At 71.2% G+C, this 18,311-nt stretch carries 23 protein-coding genes and 1 riboswitch; of the genes, 22 read left to right on the forward strand and 1 reads right to left on the reverse strand.

Annotated features, from left to right (window positions below):
- Positions 1-4: 4 nt before the first annotated feature.
- The 18 genes from ASD11_RS06195 to ASD11_RS06280 all read left to right on the forward strand — a co-directional run bounded on the left by ASD11_RS06195 (position 5) and on the right by ASD11_RS06280 (position 14,860).
- Positions 5-463 carry a hypothetical protein gene (locus tag ASD11_RS06195; protein ID WP_156464613.1) on the forward strand — a complete coding sequence of 153 codons (459 nt, stop codon included), beginning with the start codon at positions 5-7 and terminating at the stop codon, positions 461-463.
- A gap of 49 nt (positions 464-512) precedes the next feature.
- On the forward strand, positions 513-836 hold the full coding sequence (gene mihF / locus ASD11_RS06200) for an integration host factor, actinobacterial type (protein WP_056288486.1): 324 nt from the start codon (positions 513-515) through the stop codon (positions 834-836).
- Positions 826-1,410 carry a guanylate kinase gene (gmk, locus tag ASD11_RS06205; protein WP_156464614.1) on the forward strand — a complete coding sequence of 195 codons (585 nt, stop codon included), beginning with the start codon at positions 826-828 and terminating at the stop codon, positions 1,408-1,410. The genes mihF and gmk overlap by 11 nt, the downstream gene beginning before the upstream one ends.
- A gap of 32 nt (positions 1,411-1,442) precedes the next feature.
- On the forward strand, positions 1,443-1,721 hold the full coding sequence (gene rpoZ, locus ASD11_RS06210) for a DNA-directed RNA polymerase subunit omega (protein ID WP_056284670.1): 279 nt from the start codon (positions 1,443-1,445) through the stop codon (positions 1,719-1,721).
- Between the two features lie 10 nt (positions 1,722-1,731).
- Positions 1,732-2,946, forward strand: a complete 1,215-nt coding sequence (gene coaBC, locus ASD11_RS06215) for a bifunctional phosphopantothenoylcysteine decarboxylase/phosphopantothenate--cysteine ligase CoaBC (protein WP_442854181.1) — start codon at positions 1,732-1,734, stop codon at positions 2,944-2,946.
- 66 nt (positions 2,947-3,012) lie between these two features.
- Positions 3,013-4,200 carry a methionine adenosyltransferase gene (metK, locus tag ASD11_RS06220; protein ID WP_056284673.1) on the forward strand — a complete coding sequence of 396 codons (1,188 nt, stop codon included), beginning with the start codon at positions 3,013-3,015 and terminating at the stop codon, positions 4,198-4,200.
- A gap of 77 nt (positions 4,201-4,277) precedes the next feature.
- Complete coding sequence (locus ASD11_RS06225; RefSeq protein WP_200940092.1) at positions 4,278-6,170, forward strand: primosome assembly protein PriA; 1,893 nt, start codon at positions 4,278-4,280, stop codon at positions 6,168-6,170.
- Positions 6,171-6,277: 107 nt separating this feature from the next.
- Positions 6,278-7,201, forward strand: a complete 924-nt coding sequence (gene fmt, locus ASD11_RS06230; RefSeq protein ID WP_056288495.1) for a methionyl-tRNA formyltransferase — start codon at positions 6,278-6,280, stop codon at positions 7,199-7,201.
- Positions 7,198-8,499 (forward strand): RsmB/NOP family class I SAM-dependent RNA methyltransferase, encoded by a 1,302-nt coding sequence (locus tag ASD11_RS06235; protein WP_235503257.1) that lies wholly within the window; start codon positions 7,198-7,200, stop codon positions 8,497-8,499. Before fmt ends, ASD11_RS06235 begins: the two co-directional genes overlap by 4 nt.
- 10 nt (positions 8,500-8,509) lie before the next feature.
- Entirely contained in the window at positions 8,510-9,175 is a 666-nt protein-coding gene (gene rpe / locus ASD11_RS06240) for a ribulose-phosphate 3-epimerase (protein ID WP_056284676.1), read from the forward strand.
- A 47-nt stretch (positions 9,176-9,222) separates the two neighbouring features.
- A riboswitch (FMN riboswitch) is annotated at positions 9,223-9,352 on the forward strand.
- Positions 9,353-9,414: 62 nt separating this feature from the next.
- On the forward strand, positions 9,415-10,452 hold the full coding sequence (ribD, locus tag ASD11_RS06245) for a bifunctional diaminohydroxyphosphoribosylaminopyrimidine deaminase/5-amino-6-(5-phosphoribosylamino)uracil reductase RibD (protein ID WP_056284679.1): 1,038 nt from the start codon (positions 9,415-9,417) through the stop codon (positions 10,450-10,452).
- A complete protein-coding gene (locus ASD11_RS06250; RefSeq protein ID WP_056284684.1) occupies positions 10,452-11,078 on the forward strand; it encodes a riboflavin synthase in 627 nt (208 codons plus the stop codon). The genes ribD and ASD11_RS06250 overlap by 1 nt, the downstream gene beginning before the upstream one ends.
- Positions 11,075-12,322 (forward strand): bifunctional 3,4-dihydroxy-2-butanone-4-phosphate synthase/GTP cyclohydrolase II, encoded by a 1,248-nt coding sequence (locus ASD11_RS06255; protein ID WP_056284688.1) that lies wholly within the window; start codon positions 11,075-11,077, stop codon positions 12,320-12,322. The genes ASD11_RS06250 and ASD11_RS06255 overlap by 4 nt, the downstream gene beginning before the upstream one ends.
- A complete protein-coding gene (gene ribH / locus ASD11_RS06260) occupies positions 12,319-12,798 on the forward strand; it encodes a 6,7-dimethyl-8-ribityllumazine synthase (RefSeq protein WP_056284692.1) in 480 nt (159 codons plus the stop codon). The genes ASD11_RS06255 and ribH overlap by 4 nt, the downstream gene beginning before the upstream one ends.
- A gap of 7 nt (positions 12,799-12,805) precedes the next feature.
- Positions 12,806-13,069 carry a phosphoribosyl-ATP diphosphatase gene (locus ASD11_RS06265; protein WP_056284693.1) on the forward strand — a complete coding sequence of 88 codons (264 nt, stop codon included), beginning with the start codon at positions 12,806-12,808 and terminating at the stop codon, positions 13,067-13,069.
- Positions 13,070-13,119: 50 nt separating this feature from the next.
- Entirely contained in the window at positions 13,120-13,962 is an 843-nt protein-coding gene (gene hisG, locus ASD11_RS06270; protein ID WP_056284696.1) for an ATP phosphoribosyltransferase, read from the forward strand.
- Positions 13,950-14,378 carry a PH domain-containing protein gene (locus ASD11_RS06275; RefSeq protein WP_056284699.1) on the forward strand — a complete coding sequence of 143 codons (429 nt, stop codon included), beginning with the start codon at positions 13,950-13,952 and terminating at the stop codon, positions 14,376-14,378. The genes hisG and ASD11_RS06275 overlap by 13 nt, the downstream gene beginning before the upstream one ends.
- Positions 14,375-14,860 carry an SseB family protein gene (locus tag ASD11_RS06280; protein WP_056284702.1) on the forward strand — a complete coding sequence of 162 codons (486 nt, stop codon included), beginning with the start codon at positions 14,375-14,377 and terminating at the stop codon, positions 14,858-14,860. Before ASD11_RS06275 ends, ASD11_RS06280 begins: the two co-directional genes overlap by 4 nt.
- On the opposite strand, the gene ASD11_RS06285 is transcribed toward ASD11_RS06280, so the two are convergent.
- The gene (locus ASD11_RS06285) at positions 14,853-15,872 is read right to left on the reverse strand and encodes a GNAT family N-acetyltransferase (protein ID WP_162246465.1); all 1,020 of its coding nucleotides are present in this window, start codon (positions 15,870-15,872) and stop codon (positions 14,853-14,855) included. The two genes, ASD11_RS06280 and ASD11_RS06285, sit on opposite strands and share 8 nt — an antisense overlap.
- A 230-nt stretch (positions 15,873-16,102) precedes the next feature.
- On the opposite strand from ASD11_RS06285, the gene infC reads away from it, so the two are divergent.
- From infC to ASD11_RS06305, 4 genes are all read left to right on the forward strand, one after another.
- Positions 16,103-16,861 carry a translation initiation factor IF-3 gene (infC, locus tag ASD11_RS06290; RefSeq protein ID WP_235503258.1) on the forward strand — a complete coding sequence of 253 codons (759 nt, stop codon included), beginning with the start codon at positions 16,103-16,105 and terminating at the stop codon, positions 16,859-16,861.
- Between the two features lies 1 nt (position 16,862).
- On the forward strand, positions 16,863-17,057 hold the full coding sequence (gene rpmI, locus ASD11_RS06295) for a 50S ribosomal protein L35 (protein WP_056284709.1): 195 nt from the start codon (positions 16,863-16,865) through the stop codon (positions 17,055-17,057).
- 28 nt (positions 17,058-17,085) lie between these two features.
- A complete protein-coding gene (rplT, locus tag ASD11_RS06300; RefSeq protein WP_056284712.1) occupies positions 17,086-17,478 on the forward strand; it encodes a 50S ribosomal protein L20 in 393 nt (130 codons plus the stop codon).
- A 62-nt stretch (positions 17,479-17,540) separates the two neighbouring features.
- Positions 17,541-18,305: a TrmH family RNA methyltransferase gene (locus ASD11_RS06305; RefSeq protein WP_235503259.1), complete on the forward strand. Its 765-nt coding sequence runs from the start codon at positions 17,541-17,543 to the stop codon at positions 18,303-18,305.
- The last annotated feature ends 6 nt before the right edge of the window (positions 18,306-18,311 follow it).

The following is an 18,311-nucleotide window of genomic DNA, read 5'->3' on the forward strand; positions in this document are numbered from 1 at the left end:
GCGCGTGACGACCCCAGGAGGAACCTCGATGAAGCGTCTGGCGCTCGGTCTCGCGGCCGCAGGCATGTCCGCGGTCGTGCTCGCCGGCTGTGGTGGCGGGGGCAACCCCTACTGCGACACGGTCGAGAAGAGCACCGACACGCTCAACAGCTTCGGCAAGACCAAGTCGAACGCGGCGTACACCAAGTACGCCTCCACGTTCCGGGCCATCGCCAAGGAGTCACCCACCACGGTCAAGGACGACTGGACCGCTTTGGCCAAGGCCACCGACACCGTCCTGGCCGCGCAGAAGGACGTCGGGCTCAGGCTCGAGCAGATGACGTCGGCCGCCGCCGTCAAGAAGCTCAGCACGGCCGACCTCAAGAAGCTCAACACGGCCTACAAGGCGTTCAACGCCACCAACGACCAGCGCACGGCCGTCGTGAAGAATGTGAAGCAGGAGTGCAAGATCACCCTCACGTGATCGGACCCGTCCGTCCCGCTCCTACCCGCCCTCCAGAGAGGTGTACGTCGTGGCACTGCCCAAGCTGACGCCCGAGCAGCGTCAAGCTGCGCTCGACAAGGCCGCCCAGGCCCGTCGCCTGCGTGCCGAGGTCAAGAACCGCCTGAAGAACTCCGGTGCGAGCCTGGCCGAGGTCATCCAGGAGTCCAAGGCCAACGAGGTCATCGCCAAGCTCAAGGTCGTCGACCTGCTGCAGTCCATGCCCGGCGTGGGCAAGGTGCGGGCGCAGGAGATCATGAACCGCATCGGCATCGCGGAGTCGCGCCGGCTCCGGGGGCTGGGGGCCAACCAGATCCAGGCCCTCCTGCGCGAGTTCGGGCATCGTGACCGCTGAGCACCACCCCACGCGGTCCAGGCTCGTCGTCCTCGCCGGTCCCACCGCGGTGGGCAAGGGCACGGTCGCGGCCTGCATCCGGGAGCAGCACCCCGACATCTGGATCTCGGTCTCGGCCACCACGCGAGCGCCGCGGCCCGGTGAGATCGACGGCGTGCACTACCACTTCGTGAGCCACGAGGAGTTCGACCACCTGGTCGCGACCGACGGCCTGCTGGAGTGGGCCGTCGTGCACGGACGCAACCGCTACGGCACGCCGCGGGCGGCCGTCGAGGAGCAGCTGGAGGCCGGTCGGCCCGCGCTCCTGGAGATCGACCTGCAGGGCGCCCGGCAGGTCCGCGAGCGCATGCCCGACGCCCTGATGTGCTTCCTGGCCCCGCCCAGCTTCGAGGAGTTGGAGCGCCGGCTCGTCGGTCGCGGCACCGAGGACGCCGAGGAGCGGGAGCGCCGTCTGCGCACCGCCCGCGAGGAGCTGGCGGCCGAGAGCGAGTTCGACGTGACGATCGTCAACACCGATGTCCCGACCGCGTGCCGTGAGTTGGTAGACTTGTTCAGTTCGCGCACTTCGTCGTGAACCATCCGTACACCGAATCTCTGCGAGGCCTTGTGACCACCACGCGTTCAGCTGCCGAGGGCATCACCAACCCGCCCATCGACGACCTGCTCGACAAGGCGGACTCCAAGTACAAGCTCGTCCTGTACAGCGCCAAGCGCGCCCGCCAGATCAACGCCTACTACTCGCAGCTCGGCGAGGGCCTGCTCGAGTACGTCGGCCCCCTGCTCGAGACCGGTGTCCAGGAGAAGCCGCTGTCGATCGCGCTCCGCGAGATCAACGCCGACCTGCTGACCGCCGAGGACATCGAGCCCGAGGACGAGCAGAAGTAAGGCTCCGCACGTGATCGTGCTGGGTGTCGCCGGGGGCATCGCCGCGTACAAGGCGGCGCTGCTCCTGCGTCTCTTCACCGAGGAGGGGCACGACGTCCGCGTCGTGCCCACCGAGGCGGCGCTGGAGTTCGTCGGCGCCCCCACGTGGGAGGCCCTCAGCGGCCACCCCGTCGCCACGGGCGTCTTCCACGACGTCCCGCGCGTCCCGCACGTGAGGCTGGGCCAGGAGGCCGAGCTCGTGGTCGTCGCGCCGGCCACGGCCAACACGCTCGCCAAGGCGGCCCACGGCCTGGCCGACGACCTCCTCACCAACACGCTGCTCACCACGCGTGGCCCGGTCGTCTTCGCGCCGGCCATGCACACCGAGATGTGGGAGAACGCGGCCACGCAGGCCAACGTCGCCACGCTCCGCTCGCGTGGCCACGTCGTCATCGAGCCCGCCACCGGTCGTCTCACCGGCAAGGACACGGGCGCCGGGCGTCTGCCCGAGCCCGAGGCCATCCACGCCGTGTGCACGCAGGTGCTCCAGGGGCGCGGGCTCGACCTCCAGGGTCGCCACGTCGTGGTCTCCGCCGGCGGCACCCGTGAGTTCCTCGACCCCGTCCGCTACCTGGGCAACCGGTCCTCGGGGCTGCAGGGCTACGCCTTGGCCCAGGCCGCCGTCGCCCGTGGCGCCACCGTCACGCTCGTGGCCGCCAACGTGAGCCTGCCCGACCCCGCCGGCGCCACGATCGTCCGCGTCACCTCCACCGAGGAGCTGCGGCAGGCCGTGGTGGAGGCAGCCGCCGAGGCCGACGCCGTCGTCATGGCGGCCGCCCCTGCCGACTTCCGCCCCGACACCCTCGTCGGCTCCAAGATCAAGAAGTCGCACGACGGCACCACGCCCGTCATCACCCTCGTCGAGAACCCCGACATCCTGGCCGAGCTCGTGCGGTCCCGCACCGGCAAGGCGCCCGTCATCGTCGGCTTCGCGGCCGAGACCGGCGACGAGAACGGCACGGTCCTCGACCACGCCAGGGCCAAGCTGGAGCGCAAGGGCTGCGACCTGCTCGTCGTCAACGACGTGAGCAACGAGCAGGTGTTCGGGCGCACCGACAACGAGGCCGTCATCCTCGGCGCCGACGGCTCGGCCAGGCCGGTGGCCCGCGGTCCGAAGATCGATCTGGCCCATGCCATCTGGGACGAGGCCGTCCAGCGTCTGGAACGACCGTCACCCTTGCCGTGAGCCGTCGTTAGACTCACCGAAGCCGCAGTGCAGATCCCCACCCCTACCGATCCCAGGAGTACCTGAGTGAGCCGCTTGTTCACGTCCGAGTCCGTCACCGAGGGCCACCCGGACAAGATCGCTGACCAGATCAGCGACAGCATCCTCGACGCCCTGCTCGCCCAGGACCCCAAGAGTCGCGTCGCGGCCGAGACCTTCGTGACCACGGGCATGGTGCTCGTCGGTGGCGAGGTCACCACCGAGGCCTACGTCGACATCGCGCGCATCGCGCGTGACCGCGTCCTCGAGATCGGCTACGACTCCTCCACCAAGGGCTTCGACGGAGAGTCCTGCGCCGTGCAGGTCACCCTCGACGCGCAGAGCCCCGACATCGCCCAGGGCGTCGACAAGGCCGAGGAGGCCCGCGTCGGCGGTGCCACCGATCCGCTCGACCTCCAGGGTGCCGGCGACCAGGGCCTCATGTTCGGCTTCGCCGTCGACGAGACGCCCGAGCTCATGCCGCTGCCCATCACCATCGCCCACCGTCTGGCCGAGCAGCTCACCGCGGTGCGTAAGGACGGCACGCTGCCGTACCTGCGTCCTGACGGCAAGACCCAGGTCACCATCGAGTACGACGAGAACGACAAGCCCGTCCGCGTCGAGGCCATCGTCGTCTCCACGCAGCACGAGGACGGTGTCGACCTCGAGACCCAGCTCCCGGGCGACCTCAAGAAGCACGTCATCGACGCGGTCCTGAGCCAGTACGACATCGACTCCTCGGACTACCGTCTGCACATCAACCCCACGGGCAAGTTCGTCATCGGCGGACCCATGGGCGATGCCGGCCTCACCGGCCGCAAGATCATCGTCGACACCTACGGCGGCTACGCCCGTCACGGTGGCGGCGCCTTCTCGGGCAAGGACCCGAGCAAGGTCGACCGCTCGGCCGCCTACGCCATGCGCTGGGTCGCCAAGAACGTCGTCGCCGCGGGCCTGGCCACCAAGGTCGAGGTCCAGGTCGCGTACGCCATCGGCGTCTCCAAGCCGGTCGGCTTCTACGTCGACACCTACGGCACCGAGGTCGTCCCGGTCGACAAGATCCGTGAGGCCGTGCTCGAGGTTTTCGACCTGCGCCCCGGCGCGATCGTCCGCGACCTCGACCTGCTGCGTCCCATCTACGCGCAGACCGCCGCGTACGGCCACTTCGGCCGTGCAGGTCTGCCGTGGGAGGAGACCAACCGCGCCGACGCCCTCCGCGCCGCCGCCGGTCTCTGAGCTGAACGCCTCGAAGGCCCCCGTCCTCACGGACGGGGGCCTTCGTCATGTCAGGACCGGTTGATAGAACTTGGGCCGTGCCTTCCACGTCCGCCATCGCCCGTGTCCTGGTCGACACGCCGCTGGCGCACCTGGACCGTCCCTTCGACTACAGCGTCCCCGAGGCGCTCTCGGCAGCGGCAGTCCCGGGCAGCCGGGTGAAGGTCCGTTTCGCCGGCCGGCTCGTCGACGGATTCGTCGTGGAGCGTCCCGAGGTCACCGAGCACGAGGGAAGGCTCGCTCCCTTGGCCAAGGTGGTCTCGCCCGAGCCGGTGCTCACGCCGGAGGTGCTGCAGCTGGCCCGCGCCGTCGCGCAGCGCTGGGCCGGCACCGTCAACGACGTCCTGCGGCTCGCCATCCCGCCGCGGCACGCGCGGGCCGAGGCCCACGTCCGGGTGGCCCCGGAGATCGCCGACCTGCCCGCGCTCGATCCCGATGCCTGGCTCGCCTGGCCGCAGGGTCCGGGCCTCGTCGAGGCCCTCGTCGACGGCGAGTCTCCCCGGGCCGTCTGGAGCGCCCTGCCCGGTCACGACCCCGCTCGGGCGTTCGCCCAGGCGGCCCTCGCGGCGCTGCACGCAGGGCGAGGCTCGGTGGTGTGCGTGCCCGACGTCCGCGACGTCGCCCGCTGGGACGACGTCTTCGCCGAGGTCCTGGGACCGGACCGGCACGTGGTCCTCACCGGAGCGCAGAAGCCCCCGGAGCGGTACCGCAGCTTCCTCGCCGTGAGCCGTGGACAGGTTCAGGTGGTCCTCGGCACGCGCGCTGCGGCCTACGCTCCCGTGCGGAAACTGGGGCTCGTCGCGCTGTGGGACGAGGGCGACGACCTGTACGTCGAGCAGCGCGCCCCCTATGCCCACACGCGCGAGGTCCTGCTCACCCGGGCCGTGCAGCACGACACCGCCGTGCTGCTCGCGGGGTACGCCCGCAGTCCCGAGGCGCAGGCGCTCGTGGCGTCGGGCTGGTGCGCCGAGGTGGTCGCCGAGTCCACCACGCGGCGTCTGGCCTGGCCCACCGTCACCGTCACCGACGGATCAGTGGACGGGGGAGCGCCGGCCCGGCTCCCGCGCGAGGTCTTCTCGGCCATCCGCGCAGCCGAAGGTGCCGTCCTCGTCCAGGTGCCACGGCGTGGCTACCGCACGTCGTTGGCCTGCCAGGACTGCCGCAACCCGGCCCGCTGCGCGGCGTGCGAGGGGCCGCTCGCCCAGGTCGCTGCGCGAGCGCCGCTGGCCTGTCGCTGGTGCGGGACGGAGCCGGAGCAGCCGTGGACGTGCCGGCACTGCGGCTCGCACCGGCTGCGTGCACCCACCGTGGGGCAGCTCCGCACGGGTGAGGAGTACGGCCAGGCGTTCCCCGACCACGAGGTCGTCACGTCGGGAGGAGCCGAGGTGCTCGACGAGGTGGAGCCGGGCCGCCGCATCGTGCTGGCCACGCCCGGCGCGGAGCCGCGCGTGGAGGGCGGCTATCACCTCGTCGTGCTCATGGACACATGGCTCGCGCTCGGCCGCGACGACCTGCGCGTGGTCGAGGAGACCCACCGACGCTGGTTCAACGCGCTCGCACTCGCCAGGGAGCGGGCTGCCGCCGTGGTCGTCGGCGACCCCGCCCAGCTGCAGGCGCTCGTGCGCGCTGATCCGGTCGGAGTGGCCGAGCGCGAGCTGGCCGGCCGCACCGAGACCCACCTGCCGCCCGTGGGGCGGCTCGTCGTCGTCGACGCCGCGGCCGACGTCCTCGAGCCCTTGGCGCAGCGCACCTGGACGCCCAACACCGAGGTGCTCGGACCCGTGCGGCACGGCGAGGCCGAGCGGCTCGTCCTTCGCTCCCCGCGCCGGGAGGGGCTCGCCCTCGCCGATGCCGTCCGAGCCGTCCAGGCCGAGCGCACGGCCGCCAAGCTCCCGCCCCTGCGCATCCAGGTCGACCCCGCCTCCCTCTGACCCCCCACCCCGCTGAGTGTGACGTTTCGGGGGTAGAACGGCCCATTTCACCCCAGAAACGTCACACTCAGCGGGGGCTGGGGGCGGTGCACCTAGACTCGGCCGACGTGAGGATCGTGTTCGCAGGAACCCCAGAGACCGCCCTGCCGTCGCTCGACGCCCTGGTGGCGAGTCGGCACGAGGTGGCCGCGGTGGTGACGCGTCCCGACGCCCCCTCCGGACGCGGCCGCAAGCTCGTGCCGTCGCCCGTGGCCGAGCGGGCCCGCGAGCTCGGCATCGAGGTCCTGACGCCCGCCAAGCCGTCCGACCCGGAGTTCATGGACCGGCTGCGAGAGATCGACCCGGCGTGCGCCCCGATCGTCGCCTACGGCGCCCTGATCCGACGTGAGGCGCTCGACATCCCCGAGTACGGCTGGATCAACCTGCACTTCTCGGCGCTCCCCGCCTGGCGCGGAGCGGCGCCTGTCCAGCGCTCCATCATGGGCGGCGACGAGGTCACCGGCGCCTGCGTCTTCAGCCTCGTCGAGGCCCTCGACGCCGGCCCGGTGCTGGGCACCATCACCGAGCGGATCCGTGACGACGACACCTCGGGGACGTTGCTCGACCGCCTCGCCCACCAGGGTGCCCACCTGCTCCGCGACGTGCTCGACCACATCGAGGACGGTGACATCGGCGCTGTGCCCCAGCAGGAGGAGGGCATCTCCTACGCCGACAAGCTGACCGTCGAGGACGCGCACGTGCGGTGGGACCTCCCGTCGTTCGCCGTCGACCGCCAGATCCGGGGCTGCACGCCCGCGCCCGGCGCCTGGACGATGGCGGGGGAGCAGCGACTCAAGCTGGGGCCCGTCACCACCACGGTCGAGGACACCCTCGCCCCGGGTGAGCTCGCGGTGGGCAAGCGTGAGGTCCGCGTGGGCACCGCCACCACCGACGTCCTCCTCGGCGAGGTCCAGCCGCACGGCAAGAAGCTCATGGCAGCGGCCGACTGGGGCCGCGGTGCCCAGCTGGCACCCGGCCTGGTGCTCGCGTGAGTCCCTCCGTCGCCTCGCCCAAGGCTCCCAGCTCCGACCCCCGCTCCATCGCCCTCGAGGTCATGAGGGCCGTCGACGAACGCCAGGCCTACGTCAACCTGATCCTGCCCGGCCTGCTGCGCGAGCGCGGCGTCGAGGGGCGCGACGCCGCCCTGGCCACGGAGCTCACCCACGGCACGATCCGCAGGCAGGGCACGTACGACGCGATCCTGGACACCCTGGCCAAGCGAGAGATCGACCCGGCGGTGCGTGACGCCCTGCGTCTCGGCGCTCACCAGCTGCTCTCGATGCGGGTCCCGTCGCACGCGGCCGTGTCCACCACGGTCTCGCTCGTCCGACGCGACATCGGCCACAAGCCGGCCGGCTTCGTGAACGCGGTCCTGCGCCGCGTGGCGGAGAAGGACCTCGAGATGTGGCTCGACGTCGTCACCCGGGGGCTCGACGACGACGCTGCGCTGTCCATCAGGACGTCACACCCCCGCTGGATCGTCGACGAGCTGCGCAAGGCGCTGCGCGTCATCGATGCGCCCGACGAGCTGCCGGCGCTGCTCGCGGCCGACAACGCGCCGCCGCGGGTCACGCTGGTGTCTCGACCCGGCCTCAGCTCGCCCGACGACCTCCCGGGCGACCCCGGCACGGTCTCGCCCTACGCCAAGATCCTCACGGGCGGTGACCCGGGCGAGATCCCCGAGGTCCGCGACGGCCGCGCCGGCGTGCAGGACGAGGGCTCCCAGATGGTCGCGGTCACCTTGGCCGAGGCCTCGGTCGAGGGGGAGGACTCGCGCTGGCTCGACCTCTGCGCGGGGCCGGGCGGCAAGGCGGCTCTCCTCGGCGCGATCGCCGCGCAGCGAGGCGCCACGCTCGTGGCTAACGAGGTGCAGCCGCACCGCGCCGAGCTGGTCCGCCAGGCCGTTCGTGCGCTCGAGAACATCGAGGTCACGGTGCACGACGGCCGCGAAGGCCCGTGGGAGAGCGGCTCGTTCGACCGTGTCATCGTCGACGCGCCCTGCACCGGTCTCGGTGCCCTGCGCCGACGCCCCGAGTCGCGGTGGCGGCGCACGGCGGCCGACCTCGAGGCACTCGTCCCGCTGCAGACGGCGCTGCTGCGTCGCGCGGTCGAGCTGACGCGTCCCGGCGGTCTCATCGCGTACGCCACGTGCTCACCGTCGCCCGCCGAGACCATCGACGTCATCGAGTCCGTGGGGCCGGGCGTGGCCACGCTCGAGGCCGTCCGCCGCTGGTGGCCGCACCGCGACGGCACCGATGCCATGTTCGTCGCGCTCCTGCGTCGTCGATAGGCTCCGCCCCATGGGCATCCAGATCACCCCGAGCCTGCTCAACGCCGACTTCGCGAACCTGTCGGCCGAGGCGGCCCGCATCCCGTCGGCCGACTGGCTCCACATGGACGTCATGGACAACCACTTCGTCCCCAACCTGACCCTCGGCGCGCCCGTCATCGAGGCGCTCAGCAAGGCAGCCGACCAGCCCATCGACGCGCACCTCATGATCGCCGATCCCGACCGCTGGGCCCCGGCCTTCGCCGAGGCCGGCGCGGGGAGCATCACGTTCCACGTCGAGGCGGCCGCCGCCCCGGTGCGGCTCGCCCGCGAGATCCGTGGCCAGGGCGCTCGAGCCTCCATGGCGCTCAAGCCCGCCACGCCTATCGAGCCCTACGCCGACCTGCTCCCCGAGCTCGACATGGTGCTCATCATGACCGTCGAGCCCGGCTTCGGCGGCCAGAAGTTCCTCGACCTCTGCCTGCCCAAGATCCGGCGGACGCGAGCCCTCCTCGACCAGGTGGGTGGCGACGTCTGGCTCCAGGTCGACGGCGGTGTGTCCGTCGAGACCATCGAGCGCTGTGCCGAGGCCGGTGCCGACACCTTCGTGGCCGGCTCTGCGGTCTTCGGTGCCGACGACCCGGGCGCCATGGTGGAGACCCTGCGCGACCTCGCTGTCTCGGCCTGCGGGCACTGAGCCCGGAGCGCGGCCCCCGCGCTAGACTTTTCCCGTACGAGCAACTGCTCGCGTGCCCGGGGTCGGTGTAATTCCGAGCCGGCGGTCATAGTCCGCGACCCGAGTCCCGCAAGGGGCGAGGTTGAACCGGTGGAACTCCGGTACCGACGGTGAAAGTCCGGAGGAGAGGCGCACGCTGGCACGGCGCCCTGCGCCGTGCCGTCATCACCCCGGTCCCGTGAGCCCGACCGGAGGAAGCGATGGCATCCGAGAACGAGCTGCAGGCCATGAGCCGCGCCGTCACCGCCGCGCGCACCGTCGCGCGTGCCCTGCCCAACCCGCGTGTCGGCTGCGTCCTGCTGGACGCGCAGGGTGAGCAGATCGCCGTGGGCGTGCACCAGGGCGCCGGGAACCCGCACGCCGAGGTCGAGGCGCTCACCATCGCCGGGGAGGCCGCTCGCGGCGCCACCGCCGTGGTCACCCTCGAGCCGTGCAGCCACACCGGCCGCACCGGGCCGTGCGTCGACGCCCTGATCGAGGCCGGTGTCTCACGCGTCGTGTTCGCCCAGACCGACCCCGACCCGCAGGCGCGAGGCGGAGCCACGCGTCTCGCCGACGCCGGCATCGACGTCGAGGGCGGTGTCCTGGCCGAGGAGGCCGAGCAGATCAACGTCGAGTGGACCTTCGCAACCACCGAGGGCCGTCCGTTCGTCACGTGGAAGTACGCCGCCACGATGGACGGTCTCAGCGCAGCCCCCGACGGCTCCAGCAAGTGGATCACGAGCGCCGAGGCGCGCCGCGACGTGCAGACCTTCCGCGCCGCGGCCGACGCCATCATGGCCGGGACCGGCGCCGTGCTGGCCGACGACCCGCGACTCACGGTCCGCGACACCGAGGACCTGCCCCTGCCCTACGCGCAGCAGCCGCTGCGTGTCGTCGTCGGGGAGACCCACATCCCCAACTACTACCGCGTCTTCGACCGCGTGGCTCCCACGCTGCTCATCCAGACGCGCGAGCCCGACGAGGTGCTGACCAAGCTCTACGAGCAGGGCATCAAGCACGTCTGGCTCGAGGGTGGACCCCGTCTCGCCGGCGGCTTCTGGAACGCCGGCCTCGTCGACCGGGTCATCGGCTACATCGCCCCCGCCATGCTCGGCTCGGGCCGCGCTGCGCTGGAGGGTGAGGCGGCCACGCTCGCCGACATCCGCCCGATCACGCTGCACGACGTGAGCATGGTCGGCCCCGACATCCGCATCATCGGCACGCCGGGTCGTGCCCCGCGAGAGGAGATGCCCTGATGTTCACCGGTCTCGTGGAGGAGAAGGGCCTCGTCACGGCCATCGAGCCGCTCGGCGACTCGGTGCGCCTGTCGGTGCGCGGTCCCGTCGTCACCTCCGACGCCACGCACGGCGCGTCCATCTCGGTCAACGGCTGCTGCCTCACCGTCATGGCCCAGGACGGCGACGTCTTCAGCGCCGACGTCATGGCCGAGTCGCTCGACAAGACGTCGCTCGGCGACCTGACCGTCGGCGCCGAGGTCAACCTCGAGCGCGCCATGGCGGCCGGTGCCCGCATGGGCGGCCACGTCGTCCAGGGCCACGTTGACGGCACCGGCTCGCTCATCGACCGCACGCCCAGCGAGCACTGGGAGGTCCTGCGGTTCTCGGTCCCCGCCGGTCTGGCCAAGTACCTCGTCCCCAAGGGCTCCGTCACGGTCGACGGCACGTCGCTCACGGTGGTCGACGTCGTCGACACCGGCGACGACGCTCCCTGGTTCTCCGTGTCCCTCATCCCCACCACCCTGGCCGACACCACGCTCGGCGCCCTCACCCCCGGCTCGCGCGTCAACCTCGAGGTCGACGTGCTCGCCAAGTACGTGGAGCGGCTGCTCGCCGCCCACCTCCCCCAGGAGAAGACAGCATGAGTGAACAGCACTCCAGCGTCCGGCTCGACAGCATCGAGCGGGCCATCGCCGACATCCACGACGGCAAGGCCGTCATCGTCGTCGACGACGAGGACCGCGAGAACGAGGGCGACATCATCTTCGCCGCGAGCAAGGCCACGCCGGCCCTCATGGGCTTCCTCGTGCGCCACTCCAGCGGCTACGTGTGCGCACCGGCACCCGGGGAGATCCTCGACCGCCTCGGCATCCCGCTCATGACCCCGCACAACCGCGAGATGATGCGCACGGCGTACACGATCTCCATCGACGCCCGCGACGGCATCACCACCGGCATCTCCGCCGCCGACCGCGCGCGGACCGTCCGGGTCCTGGCCGACTCCGCCACCGAGGCCTTCGAGCTCGTGATGCCCGGCCACGTCCTGCCCTTGCGGGCCAAGCCCGGGGGAGTCCTCGAGCGTGCCGGCCACACGGAGGCCGCCGTCGACCTCACCCGGCTGGCCGGACTCACGCCCGTGGGCGTCATCGGCGAGGTCGTCAACGACGACGGCACGCTCATGCGCGCCCCCGAGCTGCGCGCCTTCGCCGACGAGCACGACCTCGCCCTCGTCTCCATCGAGGACCTGCAGGTCCACCTGCGCCTGCACGAGTCCCAGGTGGAGCGGCTCGCCGAGACGAAGCTGCCCACGGAGTTCGGCACGTTCACCGCGCACGGCTTCCGCGACCGCATCGACGGTGCTGAGCACGTCGCACTCGTGCACGGCGACATCTCCGGCAGCGACGTCCTCGTCCGGCTGCACTCCGAGTGCCTCACGGGCGACGTCTTCGGCTCGCGTCGCTGCGACTGCGGCCCGCAGCTGCAGGCCGCCATGGCCCAGGTCATGTCCGAAGGTGCCGGCGTCATCGTGTACCTCCGCGGACACGAGGGGCGTGGCATCGGCCTGCTCCACAAGCTGCAGGCCTACGAGCTGCAGGACCGAGGCCGCGACACGGTCGACGCCAACCTCGAGCTCGGCTTCGGCGAGGACGAGCGCGACTACGCCGCCGGAGCTCAGATGCTGCGCGAGCTGGGCATCGGCTCGGTCCGTCTCCTCACCAACAACCCGCACAAGTCGGAGTCGCTCGAGGCCTACGGCGTGAAGGTGAGCGAGCAGCTGCCCATCGCCATCACGCCCACGCCTGAGAACATCCGCTACCTGCGGACCAAGGCCGAGCGCATGGGCCACGACCTGCCCGACCTGGGCCTGGCAGAGGAAGACCTCTCATGAGTGGACACGGAGCCCCCACGCTCACGGTGAAGGCCGAGGGCGCGCGCGTCGCCATCGTGGCGTCCAGCTGGCACGTCGTCGTCATGGACGGTCTGGTCGCCGGCGCCCAGAGCGCCCTGGCCGACGCCGGCGTCACCGATGTCACCCTCGTCCGTGCCGCCGGATCGTTCGAGCTGCCGCTCGTCACGCAGGCCCTGGCCCGCGCCGGCCATGACGCCGTGATCGCGCTCGGGGTCATCATCCGCGGCGGCACGCCGCACTTCGAGTACGTCTCGGCGGCCGCCACCGACGGCCTCGCCCGGGTGGCGCTCGACGAGGGCGTCCCGGTGGGCTTCGGTCTCCTGACGTGCGACACGGAGGAGCAGGCCATCGACCGGGCCGGTCTCCCGGGGAGCGCGGAGGACAAGGGTCGCGAGGCGGTCGAGGCCGCCCTCGCCACCTGGACCACGCTCCGCGGGCTCCGCGCCCTAGACTGAGGCCGAGATGAAGACCTTCGACTCCCTGTTCGCCGAGCTCTCCGAGAAGGCGGCCACCCGCCCCGAGGGCTCGCGCACCGTCGCCGAGCTCGATGCCGGCGTCCACTCCATCGGCAAGAAGCTGGTCGAGGAGGCCGCCGAGTCCTGGATGGCCGCGGAGCACGAGACCCACGAGGACCTGGCGCTCGAGCTGAGCCAGCTGCTCTACCACGCCCAGGTCATGATGATCGCCAAGGGCGTCTCGCTCGAGGACGTGTACTCGCACCTGTGAGGAGAGATCCGTGATCCGCTCTTCCCGCACACCGTAGAAAGTCTTCACCGATGCTCAAGATCGCCGTTCCCAACAAGGGAGCCCTCGCCGAGGCCGCGGCCCAGATGCTGGCCGAGGCCGGCTACCGGCAGCGCCGCAACGCCAAGGACCTCGTCACGATCGACGCCGAGAACGACGTCGAGTTCTTCTACCTCCGACCGCGCGACATCGCCATCTACGTGGGGGAGGGCACGCTCGACGTCGGCATCACCGGCCGCGACCTGCTCCTGGACTCCCGCGCGCCTGCCACCGAGGCCATGGCCCTGGGCTTCGGCGCCTCCACCTTCCGGTTCGCCGCCCCCACGGGAGCGATGACCGACGTGAAGCAGCTCGAGGGCCAGCGCATCGCCACCAGCTACCCGGCCATCGTGGAGGACTACCTGCGCCCGCTCGGCATCGAGGCCTCCGTGGTCCGCCTCGACGGTGCCGTGGAGTCGTCCATCAGGCTCGGCGTGGCCGACGCCATCGCCGACGTCGTCGAGACCGGCAGCACCCTGCGCCAGGCCGACCTCGCCGTGTTCGGCGACCCGATCCTCAGCTCCGAGGCGGTGCTCATCACGCGCGACGTCGAGAAGCCGGCCGGCTACGAGGTCTTCAAGCGCCGGATCGACTCGGTCCTGGTGGCGCGGTCCTACGTGATGATGGACTACGACATCCGCGTCGAGAACGTCGAGCAGGCGGTGGAGCTCACGCCCGGCATCGAGTCGCCCACCGTCTCCCCGCTGCATCGCGAGGGGTGGGTCGCGGTGCGTTCCATGGTGCCTCGCGACGCCGCCCAGAAGATCATGGACGGGCTGTACGAGCTGGGCGCCCGCGGCATCCTCGTGACGGACATCCTGGCGTGCCGGGTCTGATCACGTACCGTCCCGGCGGGACGCGCTACGTCGTCTACGGGAGCTGCGTCGCGCTCACGGCCATGACCGTGGCCATCATCGTGGCCCTGCCCGCAGACATCCGCGCCCAGGTCACGTTCTCGCAGGCGCTCACCCTCCTGGCCACGGTCCTCGCCATGATGGCGGTCCTGCACGGCATCGGACGCAGCCTCGTGCGCGTCAGCGACGACGGCATCACGGTGGTCAACGGCTACCGCACGCACGAGCTCTCCTGGGCCGACGTCAAGGGCGTCGCCCTGCCCGAGGGCGCGCCGTGGCCCACGCTCGTGACCCAGGACGACGACCGCGTCATGCTGTTCGCCATCCAGGCCAGCAGCGGGACGGCGCTCGTGCGCGACGCCGCCCAGGACATCGCCCGCCGCGCGGACGCCGCATGAGCAAGCACGAGCGCTCGCTCGCCGCTCCAGCCTTCCCCGACGACGACGGTCAGGTCGCGCCAGAGCTCGCCGAGGCGCTGGCCCAGCCCGACGACGTCCGCGACGACCGGGTCCTCGCGGTGTACGGGGACGTGCGGGTGTACGTGCCGGTGGTTGCGACCCTGGGGTCCGGCGGTCGCACGGAGACCGGCGGCGACAAGGACGCCGACATGGCCGCCGTCCTCATGACCGGCGCCGACGGCCGCCAGGCGCTCCTGACCTTCAGCAGCGTGGCCGCGATGGGCCGGTGGGACCCGCAGGCCCGACCCGTCCCGGTGTGGGGACGCGACGCGGCCCGCGCCGCGATCGACGAGGGCGCCGCCGCCCTGCTGCTCGACCTCGCCGGCCCCGGGTTCACGGTCGTGGAGACCGGGGACGTGCAGCACCTGGCCGCGGGACACCGGCTCGTCAGCACCGACGCCGGCACCGCCTGGCTCAGCTGATCTCGGACCCTGAGCCCGACGAGGGATCGATCGCCCGGACCGACGTGAGCGGCACGGTGATGTGGACCGCCCCGTCGTGACGCTCCACGCGGGCCACGAACCCGGCGGACCCGACGGCCCTCAGCATGGTGTCGTTGGTGCCGGCCGACATGAAGACGAGGTGGCTCGCGCCCAGGCCCTTGGCGCGGCCGGCGGCGTGCTTGACCAGCATCGTGCCCAGCCCGCGGCCCTGCCAGGCGTCCTCCACGAGGAGCTGGAACGTCCACACGTCCTCGACGCGTTCGAGCACGCCGTGTCCCACGACGTCGAGCCCCACCTGCACGACGAGGGCCGTGCCGTGGTCGGGCACCACGAGGCGTCGGGTCATGCGCGTGGTCATGGGCATGCGCAGCGGCACCTGGTAGCGCGTGTAGAGCGTCTCCACGCTGCAGCGGCTGTGGAGCGCCGCCACGGCCTCGATGTCGGCGAGGGTGGCGGTGCGCACCAGCGGGAGCGGGTGCCGGGGGGAGGGCTCGAGCAGGGGGACGTCGATCCCGGCGTCGTTGACGAGCGACACGAGGGCCTGGGCCCGGGCTCGCTCGACGGGGGTGAACGGCACGGCACGGCTGATGCGCAGCACCGTGCCGTTGCGCCGCGTCAGGTCGAGGACGTCGTGCCCGGCGTAGTCGGCGACGTCGGGCGGAGCGACGTCGAGCAGCTCGTGGAGGACCTCCTCCACGTCGCGCTCCTCCTCGAGCACCTGGTGCACGGCCTCGAGGTAGCGGGTGGGGGCGTCCCCGAGCGATCCCTCGCCGGTGCGGGTCACCGACACGTGGTCGCCGCCGGCAGCGACGAAGAGGTCGGCGAGCCGGACCTCGGTCCATCCCTCCGGCGCCTGCACGACGAACTCGTCGATCACGTCGTCGGGCCGGGTGCGGAACACCTGCATGGCCACGATGTTGACCTCGGCGCGCCCGCACGCCGTCGCGATCTGTGCCAGCAGGCCCGGGCGGTCGGCCAGCGTCGTGCGCACCCTCCACATCATGGGTCCCACGATGCTTCCTGGGCGTTGCCCGGTTGCTACCTCAGTGTTTCCGGCCAGTCAATTTCACGATCGCGCAGCACCGCTGGTAGAGTTCAGTCCGAAGTGGAGGCCATCTCCCACCTGCTCGATCTCCGGATCGTGGGGTTCTGGTCAGACCCAGGTCTGACCCCGAGGTCCTGACGGACGCCGAGAGGCGCACCGTGGGGACTGCACATCCGATGGCTCCCGCTTTGCACGGGGGCCATTTTTCGTGGCCTCCTCCAAGAACTGCAGGAGGACCCATCACCACAGAGCTTCGCGTCAACGACCGCATCCGCGTCCCCGAGGTCCGTCTCGTCGGCCCGGCCGGCGAGCAGGTCGGCATCGTGCGCATCGAGGACGCCCTGCGTCTCGCCGCCGAGTCCGACCTCGACCTCGTCGAGGTGGCCCCGACTGCCCGTCCGCCGGTCTGCCGGCTCATGGACTACGGCAAGTTCAAGTACGAGGCCGCCCAGAAGGCACGCGAGTCGCGACGCAACCAGACGAACACCGTCATCAAGGAGATGAAGCTCCGCCCCAAGATCGACGGTCACGACTACGCCACCAAGAAGGGCCACGTCGTCCGGTTCCTGAAGGCGGGCGACAAGGTCAAGATCACGATCATGTTCCGCGGTCGTGAGCAGCACCGTCCCGAGCTCGGCTACCGCCTGCTCGAGCGACTTGCCGAGGACGTCGCCGACCTCGGTGTCGTCGAGGCCCGTCCTCGCCAGGACGGCCGCAACATGACCATGGTCATCGCACCACTGAAGAAGAAGTCCGAAGCCCAGGCCGAGGTCAAGGCCGAGAAGGCCAAGGCCACGGCTGAGAAGACCGCGGAACGCGAAGCCAACGAGGCTGCCGACAAGGCACACCGCGAGGCCGCCAACGCCAACCAGACCGCGACGCCCAAGAAGCCCCGGCGTCGCTCAGAGAACCTCGACCCAGACATGGAGGCATGAGATGCCGAAGTTCAAGCCCCACTCGGGCATGAAGAAGCGCGTCAAGATCACCGGATCCGGCAAGCTGCGCCGCGAGCAGACCAACCGTCGTCACCTCTTGGAGCACAAGTCCTCCACGCGCACCCGCCGGCTCGCCGGCACGGTCGACGTGTCGAAGGCTGACACCAAGAAGGTCAAGAAGCTGCTCGGTCGCTGACGCGTCCCTGAACTGAAGGAGAAAACCTATGGCTCGCGTCAAGCGTTCCGTCAATGCCAAGAAGAAGCGCAGGGAGACACTCGAGAAGGCCTCGGGCTACCGCGGCCAGCGTTCGCGCCTGTACCGCAAGGCCAAAGAGCAGGTCATCCACTCCCACGTCTACAACTACCGCGACCGCAAGGCGCGCAAGGGTGACTTCCGCAAGCTCTGGATCCAGCGCATCAACGCTGCGGCCCGCGCTGAGGGACTCACCTACAACCGCTTCATCCAGGGCCTCAAGGCCGCTGGTGTCGAGGTCGACCGCAAGATCCTGGCCGAGCTCGCCGTGAACGAGCCCGCCGCGTTCTCCGCGCTCGTCCAGGTGGCCAAGGACAGCCTCCCGGCCGACGTCAACGCGCCGAAGGACGACGCGGTCGCCTGATCGCGACTGCCTCAACCGCACGAGTGGCGAGTCCCGAGCCCTTCACCGTCCGTAGTGGACGGGTGAAGCATGCTCGGCGGCTCGCCACTCGTGCGTTCCGGGCCAAGACCAACGAGTTCCTCGCCGAGGGTCCGCAGGCCGTGCGTGAAGCACTGGCCCATCCGGTGCCGCCGCTCGAGGTGTTCGCCACCGTCGAGGCCACTGAGCGGCATCCTGAGCTCGCCGCCGCCGCCCGTGCCGCCGACGTCGAGTGGCACGTGGTCGACGACGACGTCGTGGTCGAGATCGCCGACGCCGTGAACCCTCAGGGCGTCGTGGCCCGGTGCCCCAGCCTCGTGCGGGGCATCGAGGCGCTGCCCGACCCCGCCCGTCTCGTGGTCATCTGCCACGAGATCCGCGACCCTGGCAACGTGGGAGCCGTCATTCGCTGCGCCGATGCCGTCGGCGCCGATGCCGTGCTGCTCACGGGCGACAGCGTCGACCCCCAGGGCCCCAAGGCCGTCCGCGCCAGCGCCGGAAGCCTGTTCCACCTCCCGGTCCTCGTGCACCGAGACCACGAGGAGGCGGTCACGCTCGCGTGGGACCGCGGTCTGCAGGTGCTGGCCGCCGACGGCGGGGGAGACCTCGGCCTGTTCGACGCAGAGCTCGACCTGGCCCGTCCCACGGCCTGGGTCATGGGCAACGAGGCCCGCGGGATGACCGCCGACGTCAGGGCCGCAGCCGACCACGTCGTGTCGGTGCCCATCCTGGGCCGGGCCGAGAGCCTCAACCTCGCCACGGCTGCCGCCGTGTGCCTCTACGCGAGTGCCCGGGCCCTGCTGAAGTAAGCGGTC

Source organism: Aeromicrobium sp. Root495, assembly GCF_001426755.1.
Classification (GTDB): Bacteria; Actinomycetota; Actinomycetes; order Propionibacteriales; family Nocardioidaceae; genus Aeromicrobium.

Coding starts and splice junctions, on each gene's coding strand:
- rpe (WP_056284676.1), top strand. CDS start 8,510: ATGGGCATCCAGATCACCCCGAGCCTGCTCAACGCCGACTTCGCGAAC.
- ribD (WP_056284679.1), top strand. CDS start 9,415: ATGGCATCCGAGAACGAGCTGCAGGCCATGAGCCGCGCCGTCACCGCC.
- ASD11_RS06250 (WP_056284684.1), top strand. CDS start 10,452: ATGTTCACCGGTCTCGTGGAGGAGAAGGGCCTCGTCACGGCCATCGAG.
- ASD11_RS06255 (WP_056284688.1), top strand. CDS start 11,075: ATGAGTGAACAGCACTCCAGCGTCCGGCTCGACAGCATCGAGCGGGCC.
- ribH (WP_056284692.1), top strand. CDS start 12,319: ATGAGTGGACACGGAGCCCCCACGCTCACGGTGAAGGCCGAGGGCGCG.
- ASD11_RS06265 (WP_056284693.1), top strand. CDS start 12,806: ATGAAGACCTTCGACTCCCTGTTCGCCGAGCTCTCCGAGAAGGCGGCC.
- hisG (WP_056284696.1), top strand. CDS start 13,120: ATGCTCAAGATCGCCGTTCCCAACAAGGGAGCCCTCGCCGAGGCCGCG.
- ASD11_RS06280 (WP_056284702.1), top strand. CDS start 14,375: ATGAGCAAGCACGAGCGCTCGCTCGCCGCTCCAGCCTTCCCCGACGAC.
- infC (WP_235503258.1), top strand. CDS start 16,103: ATGGCTCCCGCTTTGCACGGGGGCCATTTTTCGTGGCCTCCTCCAAGA.
- rpmI (WP_056284709.1), top strand. CDS start 16,863: ATGCCGAAGTTCAAGCCCCACTCGGGCATGAAGAAGCGCGTCAAGATC.
- rplT (WP_056284712.1), top strand. CDS start 17,086: ATGGCTCGCGTCAAGCGTTCCGTCAATGCCAAGAAGAAGCGCAGGGAG.